The organism is Sphingomonas sandaracina (assembly GCF_036663695.1).
Taxonomy (GTDB): Bacteria; Pseudomonadota; Alphaproteobacteria; order Sphingomonadales; family Sphingomonadaceae; genus Sphingomonas.
This window is the reverse complement of sequence record NZ_JAXOJK010000001.1, coordinates 430,613-444,671: the sequence shown is the minus strand read 5'-3', so window position 1 is coordinate 444,671 and position 14,059 is coordinate 430,613. Positions and strand designations below refer to the sequence as shown.

General features: G+C 65.5%; 16 protein-coding genes. 8 read left to right on the top strand and 8 right to left on the bottom strand.

What is annotated here, in order from left to right; translation table 11 throughout:
• Positions 1-48: 48 nt before the first annotated feature.
• The 3 genes from U1707_RS01870 to serS are packed head-to-tail and all read right to left on the bottom strand — an operon-like array spanning position 49 to position 3,244.
• Positions 49-1,200, bottom strand: coding sequence for a peptidoglycan DD-metalloendopeptidase family protein (locus tag U1707_RS01870; RefSeq protein WP_443025633.1), 1,152 nt, complete (start codon positions 1,198-1,200; stop codon positions 49-51).
• Between the two features lie 2 nt (positions 1,201-1,202).
• The gene (gene surE, locus U1707_RS01865; RefSeq protein WP_332798450.1) at positions 1,203-1,967 is read right to left on the bottom strand and encodes a 5'/3'-nucleotidase SurE; all 765 of its coding nucleotides are present in this window, start codon (positions 1,965-1,967) and stop codon (positions 1,203-1,205) included.
• On the bottom strand, positions 1,967-3,244 hold the full coding sequence (gene serS, locus U1707_RS01860; RefSeq protein ID WP_332798449.1) for a serine--tRNA ligase: 1,278 nt from the start codon (positions 3,242-3,244) through the stop codon (positions 1,967-1,969). The genes surE and serS overlap by 1 nt, the downstream gene beginning before the upstream one ends.
• Positions 3,245-3,359: 115 nt before the next feature.
• Here serS and U1707_RS01855 point away from each other — a divergent pair, with 115 nt between their 5' ends.
• From U1707_RS01855 to U1707_RS01840, 4 genes are all read left to right on the top strand, one after another.
• Positions 3,360-3,800, top strand: a complete 441-nt coding sequence (locus tag U1707_RS01855) for a host attachment family protein (protein ID WP_332798448.1) — start codon at positions 3,360-3,362, stop codon at positions 3,798-3,800.
• Between the two features lie 108 nt (positions 3,801-3,908).
• The gene (locus U1707_RS01850) at positions 3,909-4,538 is read left to right on the top strand and encodes a hypothetical protein (protein WP_332798447.1); all 630 of its coding nucleotides are present in this window, start codon (positions 3,909-3,911) and stop codon (positions 4,536-4,538) included.
• 667 nt (positions 4,539-5,205) lie between these two features.
• On the top strand, positions 5,206-5,646 hold the full coding sequence (gene dksA / locus U1707_RS01845; RefSeq protein ID WP_332799027.1) for an RNA polymerase-binding protein DksA: 441 nt from the start codon (positions 5,206-5,208) through the stop codon (positions 5,644-5,646).
• Positions 5,643-6,167, top strand: coding sequence for a PilZ domain-containing protein (locus U1707_RS01840; RefSeq protein ID WP_332798446.1), 525 nt, complete (start codon positions 5,643-5,645; stop codon positions 6,165-6,167). Before dksA ends, U1707_RS01840 begins: the two co-directional genes overlap by 4 nt.
• 97 nt (positions 6,168-6,264) lie before the next feature.
• Here the strand turns inward: U1707_RS01840 and U1707_RS01835 are convergent, their stop codons facing one another.
• On the bottom strand, positions 6,265-6,420 hold the full coding sequence (locus U1707_RS01835) for a DUF465 domain-containing protein (protein ID WP_332798445.1): 156 nt from the start codon (positions 6,418-6,420) through the stop codon (positions 6,265-6,267).
• A 269-nt stretch (positions 6,421-6,689) separates the two neighbouring features.
• Here U1707_RS01835 and U1707_RS01830 point away from each other — a divergent pair, with 269 nt between their 5' ends.
• A complete protein-coding gene (locus tag U1707_RS01830) occupies positions 6,690-6,851 on the top strand; it encodes a DUF465 domain-containing protein (RefSeq protein WP_332799026.1) in 162 nt (53 codons plus the stop codon).
• Between the two features lie 129 nt (positions 6,852-6,980).
• Positions 6,981-7,454 carry a DUF1465 family protein gene (locus U1707_RS01825; protein ID WP_332798444.1) on the top strand — a complete coding sequence of 158 codons (474 nt, stop codon included), beginning with the start codon at positions 6,981-6,983 and terminating at the stop codon, positions 7,452-7,454.
• A gap of 46 nt (positions 7,455-7,500) precedes the next feature.
• On the opposite strand, the gene U1707_RS01820 is transcribed toward U1707_RS01825, so the two are convergent.
• Positions 7,501-8,937, bottom strand: a complete 1,437-nt coding sequence (locus U1707_RS01820) for an NAD-dependent succinate-semialdehyde dehydrogenase (protein WP_332798443.1) — start codon at positions 8,935-8,937, stop codon at positions 7,501-7,503.
• Positions 8,938-9,141: 204 nt separating this feature from the next.
• Between U1707_RS01820 and U1707_RS01815 the strand changes: the two genes are divergently transcribed.
• Both U1707_RS01815 and U1707_RS01810 read left to right on the top strand, forming a co-directional pair.
• Complete coding sequence (locus U1707_RS01815; protein ID WP_332799025.1) at positions 9,142-9,402, top strand: hypothetical protein; 261 nt, start codon at positions 9,142-9,144, stop codon at positions 9,400-9,402.
• A 90-nt stretch (positions 9,403-9,492) separates the two neighbouring features.
• Entirely contained in the window at positions 9,493-10,353 is an 861-nt protein-coding gene (locus tag U1707_RS01810) for an NAD(P)-dependent oxidoreductase (protein ID WP_332798442.1), read from the top strand.
• Positions 10,354-10,372: 19 nt separating this feature from the next.
• Here the strand turns inward: U1707_RS01810 and U1707_RS01805 are convergent, their stop codons facing one another.
• From U1707_RS01805 to U1707_RS01795, 3 genes are all read right to left on the bottom strand, one after another.
• Positions 10,373-11,518, bottom strand: coding sequence for a PepSY-associated TM helix domain-containing protein (locus U1707_RS01805; RefSeq protein ID WP_332798441.1), 1,146 nt, complete (start codon positions 11,516-11,518; stop codon positions 10,373-10,375).
• Positions 11,518-13,566, bottom strand: coding sequence for a TonB-dependent receptor (locus U1707_RS01800; RefSeq protein WP_332798440.1), 2,049 nt, complete (start codon positions 13,564-13,566; stop codon positions 11,518-11,520). Before U1707_RS01800 ends, U1707_RS01805 begins: the two co-directional genes overlap by 1 nt.
• 87 nt (positions 13,567-13,653) lie before the next feature.
• Positions 13,654-14,013, bottom strand: a complete 360-nt coding sequence (locus tag U1707_RS01795; RefSeq protein WP_332798439.1) for a hypothetical protein — start codon at positions 14,011-14,013, stop codon at positions 13,654-13,656.
• Between the last annotated feature and the right edge of the window lie 46 nt (positions 14,014-14,059).

Below are 14,059 nucleotides of genomic sequence, written 5' to 3'. Positions count from 1 at the left end.
TCGCACCCATGCCCTCCCCCGACCCCTCCCGCAAGCGGGAGGGGAGTTTCACGTTCGCGGCAACTGGGACGTCGGGTCCACCGGCGTGCGGCCCTTGCGGAGTTCGAAGTGCAGTTCCGGCCGGTCTGCAAAGCCCGTATCGCCCGATAATGCGACCGTCTGCCCCCGCTTCACGCTCTGGCCGCGCTGGACCAGCAGCTTCGATGCGTGCCCGTAGACGCTCGTCCAGCCGCCGCCATGCTTGATGATGACCAGTCCGCCGAGCGCCGCGATGCCGTCGCCGACATAGGCGACCACGCCGTCCGCCGCCGCGTGGATCGGGGTCGACATCGGCACCGCGATCTTGATGCCGTCGTTGCGCTCGCCGCTGGCGCCTGGGCCGAAGCGTTTCACCACCCGGCCGTCGACCGGCCAGAGGAACCCACCGCTCGCGAGCCGCGCCGGTGCGGTGACGACGGCGTTCGACGGCAGCACGCGACGCGGCGTCGCGATCGGTTTCGCCGGTGCCTGATTGCTGGCGAGCGCAGGCTCGCCGCCGGTCAGGATGTCATCGATGTCGAGCGTGAACGCCCGTGCGCGTTCGGAGGCACTGGGCGTGCCGCCGTCGGGCGCGCCGGGGATCAGGATCCGCTGGTCGGCGCGTAGCACATAGGGTTCGACCAGAGCGTTCGCCGCGACGATCCGTGACCATTCGACACCGTACGCGCGGGCGATCGCTATACCCGTCTCGCCGCGCCGGACCTGATGATAGCGGCCGCCCGGGATCGTCAGACGCTCGCCAGCCTCGATCGTGTAGGGCGAGTCGAGATCGTTCGCGCGGGCGATCGCTTCGAGGCTCGCGCCACTGCGGTTGGCGACGCGGTTCAGCGTATCGCCGGGCTGCACGAGATAGGTCGTTTCGGAAATCGTCTTCGCGTCTGCGCTGACCGGCCGTGCCTCCCATGCAGGACGCGGTGCGGGCAGGGTGGTCACCTCGCCGATATCGCGGCCGTAGCGATCGTCGGACCTGTCCTGCGACGCGGGCTCGACCTGCCGGGGCGGCGGATCGTCGCGCCGGGGAGGCGGATCGCGGTACGGACGCGGCGGACGATCATCCTGGACAGGCTGGCCATAACCGGCGGGGCGTTCGACCTGCGGAATGCACGCGGCGAGCCCGAGCAACGGCAGCGAGGCCGCCGCCAGCAGGGACCGCGCGCGCACCATCACCGATAGGCCTGGGTAAGCACGTCCAGCGATTCGGTGTGGGTCAGGTCGAGATGCAGAGGCGTCACCGAGACGAATCCGTCCGCGGTCGCTTCGAGATCGGTCGCATGCGCGGGCGTCTCGACGGTCCGACCTAGCGCGAACCAGTGATATTCGTAGCCGCGCGGATCGGTGTTGGTGACGATTTCCAGCCGCCCGTAGTCCCGCAGGCCTTGGCTGACGACGCGCACGCCCTTCACCGCATCGGCGGGGCCGGCGGGAAAGTTGACGTTGACCAGCGTCCCCGGCGCCATCGGTGCGTCGAGCAACGGCCGCAATACGCGTTCGCCCCATGCCGCGGCCGCCTCGAACGGCACGCTGTCGCCCATGCCCTCTCGGCTGTAAATCTGGCTCAGCGCGATCGAACGGATGCCACCCAGCGCGCCCTCCATCGCCGCCGAGACGGTCCCTGAATAGGTCACGTCCTCGGCAAGGTTCGCGCCCCGGTTTACGCCGGACAGGATCAGGTCGGGCGGGCCGTCCTTCATGATCTTGGCAAGCGCCATCATCACCGCATCGGTCGGCGTACCCGCGACCGCGTAGCGCTGCTCGCCATGCTTTCGCACACGAATTGGACGCGACAAGGTTAGCGAATGGCCGGCGCCCGACTGTTCCTCTGCCGGCGCGACGATCCAGATATCGTCGGACAGCGTCCGGGCGATCGCCTCCAGTACCTTGAGGCCGGGGGCGTGATAGCCGTCGTCGTTGGTGAGCAGGATCCGCATCAGCGCTTCGGTTCCAACAGGGTCAGCCCGCCCAGATACGGCTGAAGCACCGCCGGCACCGCGACCGCGCCGTCGTCCTGCTGGTAATTCTCCAGCACCGCGACCAGCGTCCGGCCCACTGCGAGCGCCGAACCGTTGAGCGTGTGGACGAACCGGGTACCCTTCTCGCCCTCTGGCCGATAGCGCGCGTTCATCCGGCGCGCCTGGAAATCGGTGCAGGTCGAGACGCTGCTGATCTCACGGTAGCGCGCCTGACCCGGCAGCCAGACTTCCAGATCATAGGTGCGTGCTGCGGTGAAACCCATATCGCCGGTGCATAGGAGCATCCGCCTGAACGGTAGCTGCAACGCGTCGAGCACTCCCTCCGCGCACGCCGTCATCCGCTCATGTTCTGCCTCCGACATGTCGGGCGTGACGATCGAGACCATCTCGACCTTGTCGAACTGATGCTGGCGGATATAACCGCGCGTATCGCGGCCCGCCGCGCCCGCTTCAGAACGGAAGCACGGCGTCAGCGCGGTGAAGCGCAGCGGCAGTTCCCCCTCGGTCAGGATCTGTTCGCGGACGATGTTGGTGAGGCTCACCTCCGCGGTCGGGATCAGCCAGCGACCGTCGGTGGTGCGGAACAGATCCTCCGCGAACTTCGGCAACTGGCCGGTGCCGAACACGGCTTCGTCGCGGACCAGCAACGGTGGCGAGACCTGCTCGAAGCCCGCCTCGGCGACATGATCGAGCATGAACTGGCCAAGCGCACGTTGCAGCTTGGCGGCAGGCCCGCGGACCAGCGTGAAGCGGGCGCCGGACATCGCCGCGCCGGTCTCGAAATCTAGACCGAGGGCAGGGCCGATCGCGTCGTGTTCGCGGGCCGTGAAAGCGAAGGTCGTCGGGGTCCCGCGGGTGTGGACCAGCGCATTGTCGTCCTCGCCGCCGCCCTTGGGAACGTCCGCCGCCGGCAGGTTTGGGATTGCCGCGAGCATCGCCTGGAGTTCGCCACCGAGCCGCGCTTCCTCGGCTTCGAGCGCAGGAAGCGCATCCTTCAAAGCGGCGACTTCGGCCATCAGCGCCTGCGCCTTGTCTTCGTCCTTCTGCGCCTTGGCCTGGCCGATCGCCTTCGACAGTTCATTGCGGCGGGTCTGTGCGGTCTGCGACTCCGCGATCGTCGCGCGGCGCTGTTCGTCGAGCGCCACCAGCGATGCAGACTGTGGTGCGACACCGCGCTTGGCGAGGGTGGCGTCGAAGGTGGCGGGATCGTCGCGGATCAGGCGTATGTCGTGCATGGCTAGGCTATGCCGAGACGACCGCGTGCGCGCAAGGCGGGCGCACCGTCTGCGCAACCTGGAGACGCTGCGACGCGTTCAACCCGACAGACGCAACGCGAAAAGGAGATACCGCATGCAGCTTCCCCACAACTCCGTCGTCCTGGTGGCGGATGGCCGCAAGATGCTGTTCCTGCGAAACGAGGGCGACAACGCAGCCCCCAACTTGGTCGTTGAAAAGGCGCAGGAGCGCATCAATCCTGCGACCCGCGATCAGGCGACCGATGCCGCCGGGCGCGCATCGTCGCCACGCGGCGGCGTGCAGAGCTCGGTCGAGCCGACCGATTTCCACCAGCTCGAAGAGGATCGGTTTGCGGCAGAGGCCGCCGACTTTCTGAAGGTCCGTGCGCTGAAGAATGATTTCGAGTCGCTGATCATCGTCGCACCGCCCAAGACACTGGGAGAGATGCGCAAGCACTATCACAAGGAAGTGAGCAGTCGGCTTGCCGGCGAGCTCGACAAGGATCTGACCGGTCATCCGATCCCCGATATCGAGAAAGCGCTCAAGAACGCCTGACGCGCGACGCCGATCGGCAAGAAAAAGGCCCCGCCGGATCGATCCAGCGGGGCCTTTTGCGTGTCTCAGGGAGTGCCAAATCCGCTTTACGCCTCGGCTTTTGCCGACTTGGTAAAGCGCTTTCTTGCAACAAGGGCCGCTGCCGCTGCTCCGAAGAGCAGCACCATCGGTGGCGCCGGGACAGGTGCCGGTGGGCCATCGCTGGATCCTGGCGGCGTCCCGCCCGAACTCGTGCTGCTGCTGGTGGACGTGCTGCTTGCCGACGATGTCGACGACGCAGACGACGTGCTGCTGCTCGACGCGGACGAGACGTTCCCGCTGGACGAGGAGGAGACGTTCCCGCTGGACGACGACGAGACATTACCGCTTGATGAAGACGACACGTCGCCGCTCGAACCACCGGAAGCGGACGTGCTGCTCACGCCGCCTGTCGACGTCGACGACGAGCCACCGCTGGAGGTCGACGAGACCACGATGCTGCCGCCGGAGCCGCTGCCGCCGAAACCGCCACCGCCGCCAAAACCACCCCCGAAGCCGCCTGAGCCGCCGAAGAATCCGCCGCTGCCGCCGACGACGACCGGGACCGCGCCACCGCCGCCGATGAACCCACTGCCGACCGGTGCGATCGCCGGATCACGCGGCGCGTTGGCAACCGTGACGATCGTCGGCGTACAGGCGGCGCTGGTCGTCGTCGTGACCCGACGACGGAGGCGCGGGCGGGGGGCGGACGCAACCTGACGATGCACGACCCGCTTCGCCAGAATGCGCTTGGTGTTCGCCGTTCGCGCCGGACGTTCGGCGACATGAACCGCGCCGCCGCCGATCAAGGCACCGCCACACGCGCATGCGCACAGTTTCGCCAGAGCCATCCTCACCGACATATCGTCATTCTTTCATTTTCGGCATTCGCTCTCATGCCGGACACCGCCGCAGCTCGCATACTGCTATCCGACTAACTGCCCAACAAACCATTAAGTGCAACTACCTAAACCAAGTCTGCGATACCTAACGAACTATTTACATGTCCATAGTCGAGTGATTCGACGTTAACGTGCCGGGCTGGGACATAACAGCATCAGTATGTCAGATGTCGCCGTCGAGTTGATCTCCCCGGCGCCGCAAAAAGGCCCATTTTGATCGGGGTTTGACGTCCGCAGCATCACTTCATTAACAGCCGCAATAAAATGTCATTCTTGGTCTCGGATGCGCAAGTCCGGTCGCTTGTGGTGCCGGGCGGCTGCGCCTATAGGCGCTTTCACCATTTGGGGGGGGCTTCTGGAGGTCGGCGTGGCTGATCCGATGGAGTCATAGGGAGAGTGGTATGGCGACCGTTATGAATCGTATGGACGATACCGGCAAATCCGATCGCAATGCTGCGAACGACCGTGGGACGGACGGAAGCGATATGAACGCGCATGGCGCCGATAATGGCGGCGTGGACGGCGGCGAGGGGTATACGCCCGACGCCGACGAACCCTTCATGAACCTGAGGCAGCAAGCGTATTTCCGACGCAAGCTGCAGGCGTGGAAAGAGGCGATCCTGCGGGAGTCGCTGGAAACGCTGTCGCAGTTGCAGGTCGATTCGCTGCGCGAGGCCGATCTGACGGATCGCGCGTCGAGCGAGACCGATTGGTCGATTGAACTGCGGACACGTGATCGGCAACGCAAGCTCGTCTCCAAGATTGAATCCGCGATTCGCCGGATCGACGAGGGCGAATATGGCTATTGCGAAGTAACCGGCGAGCCGATCAGTCTGGCCCGGCTGGAAGCACGACCGATCGCTACCATGACCGTCGAAGCGCAAGAACGGCACGAGCGTCACGAGAAGGTGTCCCGCGAAGATTGATCGACAGGCGCCGCTCGCGTGCAATCGCCGGCGGCGCGGCAATGCCTAGGTCTTTTGCCGCAGCATCATGCTACCACTGGGCGGCGACAGACGAGGTGAAATCAGTGGTAGACAGTTTTGATTCGCTAACGGTGATCGCTACCGCGGGTGGCCCCACATCGTCGTCAACCTCTCCGCTCGCAAGCGATCCGTCCGGCAATCGTGTCGGCAGCCGCGACAGCCTGTTTCTCATGGCGCAACTCAGGCTTGGCGACGAGGCGGGGATGCGCGAAGTCCGGGTGCGTAACCTGTCCGAACGCGGATTGATGCTCGAACTGGACAAGGTGGTCGCGATCGCGACCCCGGTGCAGTTGTGCCTTCGCGGTATCGGCGACGTCTCCGGGAAAGTCGCATGGTGCACCGAAGGCCGGATAGGCGTCGCGCTGGACTTGCCGATCGACCCGAAGAAGGCGCGAAAGTCGGTCGGTGTAGCGAAACCGGATACCATGCCGTTTCAAGCGAAGGCTTCGTCCAGATCCTGACGGCGCGCCGAGACGCTGAAAGTGCATTCGGCGATAGTTGCATCCAAGTATCTCCCCGAACGAGTCCGGGGAGCGCTGCCATCAGAGGACATAGCAGTCAGAGGCTGACGATTTCCTCCTTCAGCTTCAGTTTCTTTTTCTTCAAGTCTGCGAGGATGGTAGCATCGGGCATCGGCCGGTGCGCTTCGGCCGCAATACGCTGATCGAGCACGGCGTGCTTGGTTTCCAGAGCTGTCTGATGCGTCGTCTGCACGATAGGATACCTCCTGCATTCGGGTGGGACGTGCAGTAAACCACTACGTCACGAAAATGTCTTCATCGGAAACCGACCTAATCGATTGGGTGAGCGGTTTTCCGCGACGACCGGTGATGTGGACGCGTAATGCTCAGACCGTCGCGTATCGGCGAAATGGTCGGTTTATGGCTCGCGCAAACCGGTCGATTTGCTAAGGGGCACACCGGCAGCCAGCAATACCGGGGGACGAGGTGGACGAGGCGCAAACCAGGGCTCAACTCGACGGCATGCGTATCGAGCATCGTGATCTCGACGACGCGATCGCCGCGTTGGCGGCCAAACCCGTGCCCGACCAATTGCAAATGGCGCGATTGAAGAAGCGCAAGCTGCGGCTGCGTGATGAGATCGTCGCGCGCGAGGACATGCTCATTCCCGACATCATAGCCTGATCAGCGTCGGGCTTACGCCTGCATGCGTGTCCGGCGTATTCCGTAATCGACGCGTTTCGGGACAGGTTTGGGTTAATGCGGCGTTTGCGATAGTGTGCGTAGGTCGCACGCTATGCCATTCGACCGATCATGACTGATATTCGAGACGGATCGCGCATGCATCGGCGGCTGATCGATGCGCTGTACAGCGAGTCGATGCTGCTCGCGGACGAGGCGCGCGCGTATTTCGACGAAGTGGGGCGTAGCGAACGCGACGGGCTGGATCCCTTCGTTCGGGTCGGTTTCAGCTGCGAATCGCTGAAAGTCACGACGCGCCTGATGCATGTGATCGCCTGGCTGTTGACGCAACGCGCGATCCAGGCGGGCGAACTCGACGTCGACGATGCGCTCGATCCGGCGCGTCGACTCGGTGCCGGCCCGGTTACCGACCGTGTCCTGCTCGAATCGCTGCCCGGTCGTGCGCGGACATTGATCGATGCGAGTATGGACCTGCATCGCCGGGTTGCGCTGCTGGACGTGGCACAATCGCTGTCCGACACCGAGCCCAGCGCGGTGCGTTCGATGCATCGACGGCTTGCCCAGTCGTTCTGGGCGGCAGGGTAGCGGCCGATACACAGGGTAACCCGCGTCGGCCGCCGTCCCTTTAGTATCAGCTAATGTGGACGGCCTTGGTGATGAGGTGCGCTGCGACACCTTCGGGACCGTCTTCTGATCCGTGGCCGCTGTCCTTGATCCCGCCGAACGGGCTGTCGGGATAGCTGAGCCGGACGGTGTTGATCGCGATCATGCCGGCCTCGATCGCGTCGCCAAGCATGTTCTGCCGACGACCGTTTTCAGTGAAGCAATACGCCGCCAGACCGAATGGGAGGCGGTTCGCCTCGCCGACCGCGTCCTCGTCGGTCGCGAAGCGGCTGAGCAGAGCGATCGGCCCGAACGGCTCCTCGTTCATCGCGCGCGCCGACAAGGGTACGTCCGACAACACGGTCGGCTGGAAGAAGAACCCGTTGCTGCCACCATAGTCGCCCCCGGCGAGCAGCTTTGCGCCATGATCCGTCGCATCGCCGACCAGTTCGGCGATCGCCTCGGGCCGGCGGGCATTGGCCATCGGGCCCATCTGGCTCGTCGCGGCCATCCCGTCGCCGACCTTCAGCGCACGCGTCCGTTCGGCAAAGCCCGCCGCGAAACGGTCGTAAATTCCGTCCTGCACATGGAAGCGCGTCGGCGCGACGCAAACCTGGCCCGCGTTGCGAAACTTGTGCGCGACCAGCGTGTCGAGCGTCTTGTCCAGGTCGCAATCGTCGAACACCAGCACCGGACCATGGCCGCCGAGCTCCATCGTGGTCCGCATCATCGTGTCGGCGGCAAGCTTCATCAATGCTTTGCCGACCGGCACCGATCCGGTGAAGCTCAGCTTGCGCGTAATCGGCGAGGCGAGCAGATGGCGGGACACCATGTCGGGAACGCCGAAGACGCACTGCGCGACGTCGCCGGGAAGGCCGGCATCCTGGAAGCACCGCAGCACCTCGACCGCGCTGCCGGCGGTCTCCTCGGACGGCTTGATGATGATCGAACAGCCTGCCGCAAGCGCCGGCGCGATCTTGCGGACGACATTCATGACCGGGAAGTTCCATGCGCAGAAGGCGGCGACCGGACCGACCGGCTGGTGCAGGACCATGCTGCGCGCGCCCGACGGACGGGGCAGGACGCGGCCATAGATGCGAAGTGCTTCGCCGGCGTGGAAATCGAGCAGCGCCGCGGCGAACGCGACCTCGCCCTTCGCTTCGGCCTGGATCTTGCCCTGTTCGAGCGTCGCGATCCGCGCGATGTGGTCGGCGCGCTCGCGGAGCAATTGCGCGGTGCGTATCAGGATAGCCGCGCGCTTTTCGGGCGGGGTCGCGCGCCATGCGACGAACCCGCGCTGGGTCGCCTCCAGCGCGCGGTCGAGATCGGCGGCGGTCGCCAACGGCAACGCCGCCTGGCCTGCGCCGGTCGCGGGATTGAGTACGTCGCGTGTATCGCGCCCGCCGCCGCTCACCCATTCGCCAGCGATGTACAGGCCGAGGCTCGTGTCATAGGCCGTCGTCATCGATCGTCTCCATTTCTGTTCCGGGCATGGTCCAGGCCGCGCATGCCGGTGCACGGCGGTTTGCCGCTAAGCCTCGACTACATCGTCGGGGTATCGCCGGGGTTCAACCCCGCAGGCCACTGTCACATCGCGGCTTGCGGCTGGATGCGGGCTGTCGTGCGACCGATGGCGGTGCCCGTCCGATTGGTGCATGCTTGCCGGGCCATGGCGAAGAAGAAGTATCTGCTGACCGCGACCCTACCCGACGGGTATGTGAAGACGATCGGACCGACGGCGACACCGTTCACGCATTACTGGCGGCTGGTCGCGCACCTCGGCGGCGCGCGGACCGAAGTATTCTGGGGCCATACCAAGTCGCTCGCCGAGGCGCGCCGCAAGCGCGCGGCCGCCAGCGATCCGGGCATCGCGCGCGGCTGGGATCGGTATGATTTCGACATCGTCGAACTCGTTCGATCCGCGGAATAGACCGAGCGTCGACTAGGCCTTGGTCTGAATATCGGAACGAGCGCGCGTTCCCTGCGCTGTGTTGTGGCATACCAAGACAGGATTGATGACATGAAGATCGGTTTTATCGGCCTGGGCCAGATGGGCAGCGCAATGGCGGCCAATCTGCTCAAGGCCGGGCACGACGTGACGGTATGGAACAGGTCGGCAGAGAAGGCTGCGGCACTCGTGAGTGCAGGCGCGCGGTTGGCTGAGACTCCGGCGGACGCGGCGCGAGGCGAGGTCGTGATGACCATGCTCGCGGACGATGCCGCGGTCGAGACGGTAGTGTATGGCGAGGGAGGTATCCAGGGCGCCCCCGCGCTCCATGTGTCGCACAGCACGGTCGGGATCGCGCTCGCGGATCGCTTGGCTGCTGACGCGCAAAACGGCTTCGTCTCGGCACCGGTGTTCGGCCGGCCCGTCGCAGCGGAGGCGGCCAAACTGTTCGTGATCGCGGCCGGTGCGCTCGCCGACCTCGATCGGTGCGAACCGCTGTTCGCCGCGATCGGGCAGCGGACGTTCCGGATCGGCGACACGCCTTCGGCCGCCAATCTCGTCAAGCTCAGTGGCAATTTCATGATCATGGCCGCGATCGAGGCGATGGCGGAGGCGATGACGCTGGCCGAAAAAGGGGGCGTCGACCGGCGGACCTTGCTGGACGTGCTGACCGGCACGCTGTTCAATGCTCCGATCTACCAGACGTACGGTGACATCCTCGTCGAGGACCGGTTCCACCCGGCGGGGTTCGCTGCGCCGCTTGGCCTGAAGGACATGACGCTGGCCGATACCGCCGCGACCAGCCTGCGCGCACCGATGCCGATCCTCGGAATCGTGCGCGACCATCTGCGATCCGTGATCGCCAGCGAAGGCGAGGATGTAGACTGGGCGGGCGTCGCCCTGGCGGTTCGGCGCGGCGCGGGGATCGCCTGAGCTGAGCCCCGCCGTGCGACTAGGCTTTGCGGCGGGGATAGGCATGGTGGGACTGCAAGCGTCGTCGCCAACGCAACAGGCCGGTGCCGAGCATGACGCTAGGCATCAGCCCTGTCACGAACGCCAGCCACCGGCCCGCTAATCCGAACGCTTCGCCGCCGTGCAGCGGGTGGAGCCAACTCAGCACCGTATCGCCGCTGGTATCGGCGAGCCCGTCCCGGACGGCGAGAACTTGGCCGGTATAGGGATCGAGCCAGACATTGGTGCGCGGGAACCGACGGCTCGGTTCGCCGGGGCGCGCCAGGTTGATCCGGATCGGCGCCGTGGCATTTGCTGGCGTTTCGATCCAGGCGAGGGCGCCATCCGGAAATCTGCGCTGGGCGATCGCAATTAAACGATCCGTTGGAAGCGCAGGGCCAGTCGGCACCACGACGAGCGCGGGGAGATGAAAGAGCGGCGACGCGCGGGCGATCAACGGCCGGGTCTGGTCGGGCAGGTCGAGCAGGACGCCGGTCGCGGTGACCGCGAGTAGTGGGACCAGCCCGATCAGTCCGGTCAGCTTGTGGAGGTCGTAGAGCCGACGAATCGCCGCGGCGGGGCGCTTGAAGCGCAGCGCCCGCCACCATCCACCCGGTCTCGGCCACCATGCCCAGATGCCGCTGGCGATCAGGATGAGCATCGCGATGCCCGCTATCCCCATCGCGATCCCGCCCGGTTCGCCTAGCAACAGGCGATAATGCAAGTCGTAGATCCAGGTTACGACCGTATCGCCCCAGAACCCGGTCCGGATCGTCGTCAGGCGGACCGGGTCGATCCACAGCAGCATCGGCGCGAAGGCGCGCCCAGCAGTTTCCTTGGGCGTGTAGTAGCGGACCGGGATTGCGCCGCCCTCCGGGTCGATCTCGATCCGCCAGGCTCCGGTCCGCGAAGGATGCTCGCGGTGCAGCGTATCCACGACCGCCTGCCACGATGGCGGGCGCGTACCGTCCGGCACTGCGCGCAACGCCGGGCTGAACGCCGCGTCGATCTCCGGATAGAAGACGAGCGCGCTACCGGTCAGGCCGGCGAACGCGAACACCAGCCCTACCGATAGACCAAGCCAGAGATGGATGTGACGAACGACGACGCGCACCGATCGAGGCCGGGCGGTGATCTGGGCGGGCATCAGAGCCGCAGCCGCACCGCGCCGAACAGCGCGCGCGGATCGGCGGGGGCGTGGAGCCGTTGCGTCCCGTCGTACCAGACATATTCGTAGTGCTCGTTGGCGAAGTTCTTGACCTGCAGCGACACCTCGACGTTCGGCGTGACGGCATAGGCGACTTCGGCGTTGAGCACGACATAGCCGCCATAGCGTCCCTGCGTGTTGGCTGGGGTAAGTTCGTAACTCGACTGACCATTGCCCCAAAGCGATAGCCGCAACCGGTCGATTGCCGTGACGTCGAGGCCGCCGGAGACGACGTTCTGCGGCACATGATCGATCGCATTGCCGGCCTGCGAAGGCGTTGCCGGGTCGGGCGTGACAATCGTCGCGGTCTGGTGCGAATAGCTGCCCCACAGGTCGACGCCGCGCACCGGTTTGACGTCGAATTGAAGGTCGATCCCGCGTCGCCGGGTCTTGCCGAGATTGTCGAAATCGCCGGACGGGTCGTTCAGGCGCCGCTTCAGTTCGCCGCTCGCGGTCTGCTGCCACAGCGCGATGCGTCCCTCGAGCCAGCGACCGTGCGTGACTTTCACGCCGCCCTCGAACCCGTCGTTGATCGAGGGGGCGACGTCCGTCGTGCGTGGCGGCACCAGATAGGCCCCCGAACCCGCGCCGATCTGGAACGTCCGGCCATAGTTCGCATAGAGCGTAACGTCGCGGACCGGGGTGATCGCCACGCTGAGCTTGGGCTGGCTGATCGTGCCATAGTCGTTGATCGGCGCGGTGGTGCCGGCAAGTCGGTTGGCGAAATGCCCGTCGACCCGGTCGACCCGCCATGCCGGCGTGATCTTGAGCCAGGCGGTCGGCTCGATCACCGCCTGCAGATAGCCGCCATAGACCGTCAGGCCGAATTGCTGATCGCGCGTCTGGCTGGTGATGACGCGACGATCGGTCAGCCAGCGCAGGCTCCTGTTGTCCTGCACCTGGACGTCGCCACCGGCCTCGATCATCAGCGCGTGGAGAAAGTCGACCTTCGGGTGATAATGGAGCGCGACCGTGCCGCCATATTGCCATTCGTCGGTCAGCCGTCGCTGCTGCGCGACGCTTGCCGAGAAGCGGACGTAGCGGTCGTCCGTCAGGCTGTTCGCATAGCCCTTCGCTGTAAGCGCCAGCGTGTCGGCGAGGTCGGAATCGAGGTGGAGGCTGTACTGGCCGATCCGGCGCTTGCCGCCATCGGTTTGCGACACGGCGTAGGATCGCCGCCGGTCGGTATAGGCGTCGGTATCGGTGAGGTAACCGGGTTCCTGCGCAGTCGCTGTCGAATAGCGGACGATCGCGCCGAGCCGGGTGGTGCCGAAATCGTAGAACCACTTACCCGCGAGATTGAGACGATCGAGATCGGCATGGTCCCGGTAGCCATCGGTGCGGCGATAGCTCACCAGGTAGTTCTGGCTGAACTTGCCGCGTTCGAGCCCCGCCGAGACCTGACCGTCGGTCGTCCCGAACGCGCCGCCGATGACCCGCGCGTCGAGATAGGTGCCGCCGATCCGGGTCAGGATGTTGGCGTTGCCGGCGATGTTGTTAAGGCCCCAGCGTGGGTCGGACGTGCCGCGGACCAGTTCGATCCCGGCGATGTCGAGGGGTGCGATCATGTCGATACCGGTCATCCCGCCGGCATTGTCGTTGGTCGGGATCCCGTCGATCATCAGTTTGACCGCGTTGATCTCACCCTCGCCGTTGAACCCGCGGATCGAGAAGCGTCCCGAAGTCGTGCCTTGGTTGAAGTCGGTAAGCACGACGCCCGGCAAGCGTGCGAACACCTCCCAGGCGTTGTCGACCGACTGGCGTTGCGCGACATCGCCGCCCAGCACGTCCACCGAGGTCAGAACGTTCCCGGTCGAGCGCGCCATGCTCGGTGCGGTCACGACGATATCGCCAATGGTGAAGCGCGTGTCGCTTTCGGAAGGCGGGGTATTGGCGGTCTGCGCGGCGGTTGGGCTCGCGCAGGCAAGCAGCGGCCCAGCGACGGCTAGCGTCATCGCCGCCTCGTGGAGAGGCGTGAATCGAAACATCGGCAATTCCCGTGATCGACGCGCAACCCCAGGATGCGCGTCATGAATCGGTGCGCATCGTCGTTCGAGGATGCGCAGTTCGAAGGATCACAGGGCGATCGGTGGACCTCGTAGCGGTGGCCGCAGATACCGTGTCAGACCGGGAGGGAGGACCGTGGCATATCGCCGCGCAAGCGCCATGACGAAGGCGATCGCGGCGACGAGCAGAACAAGATCGACGCTTTCGAGCGCGTGTCCCGTCAGGCTGGCGAATGCGCAGGGCATCTCTGCCTTGCCGTGCTTGGCCGATGGATCATTGGTCGCCGACGATCCCGCGTCGTCGTGCATGCCCGGCATCGCCATCGCCTGCGCTGTCTGAGCCTGCGGGACCATGCCCGGGCAGAGCGTGATCGCGATCCCGCCATGGTCGCTCGACACCATGTACCCTGAGGGAACCAGCAGCTTCATCGCCAGCGCCGCCACGCAGAGCAACGCCGCCAGGTATCGATGGGAC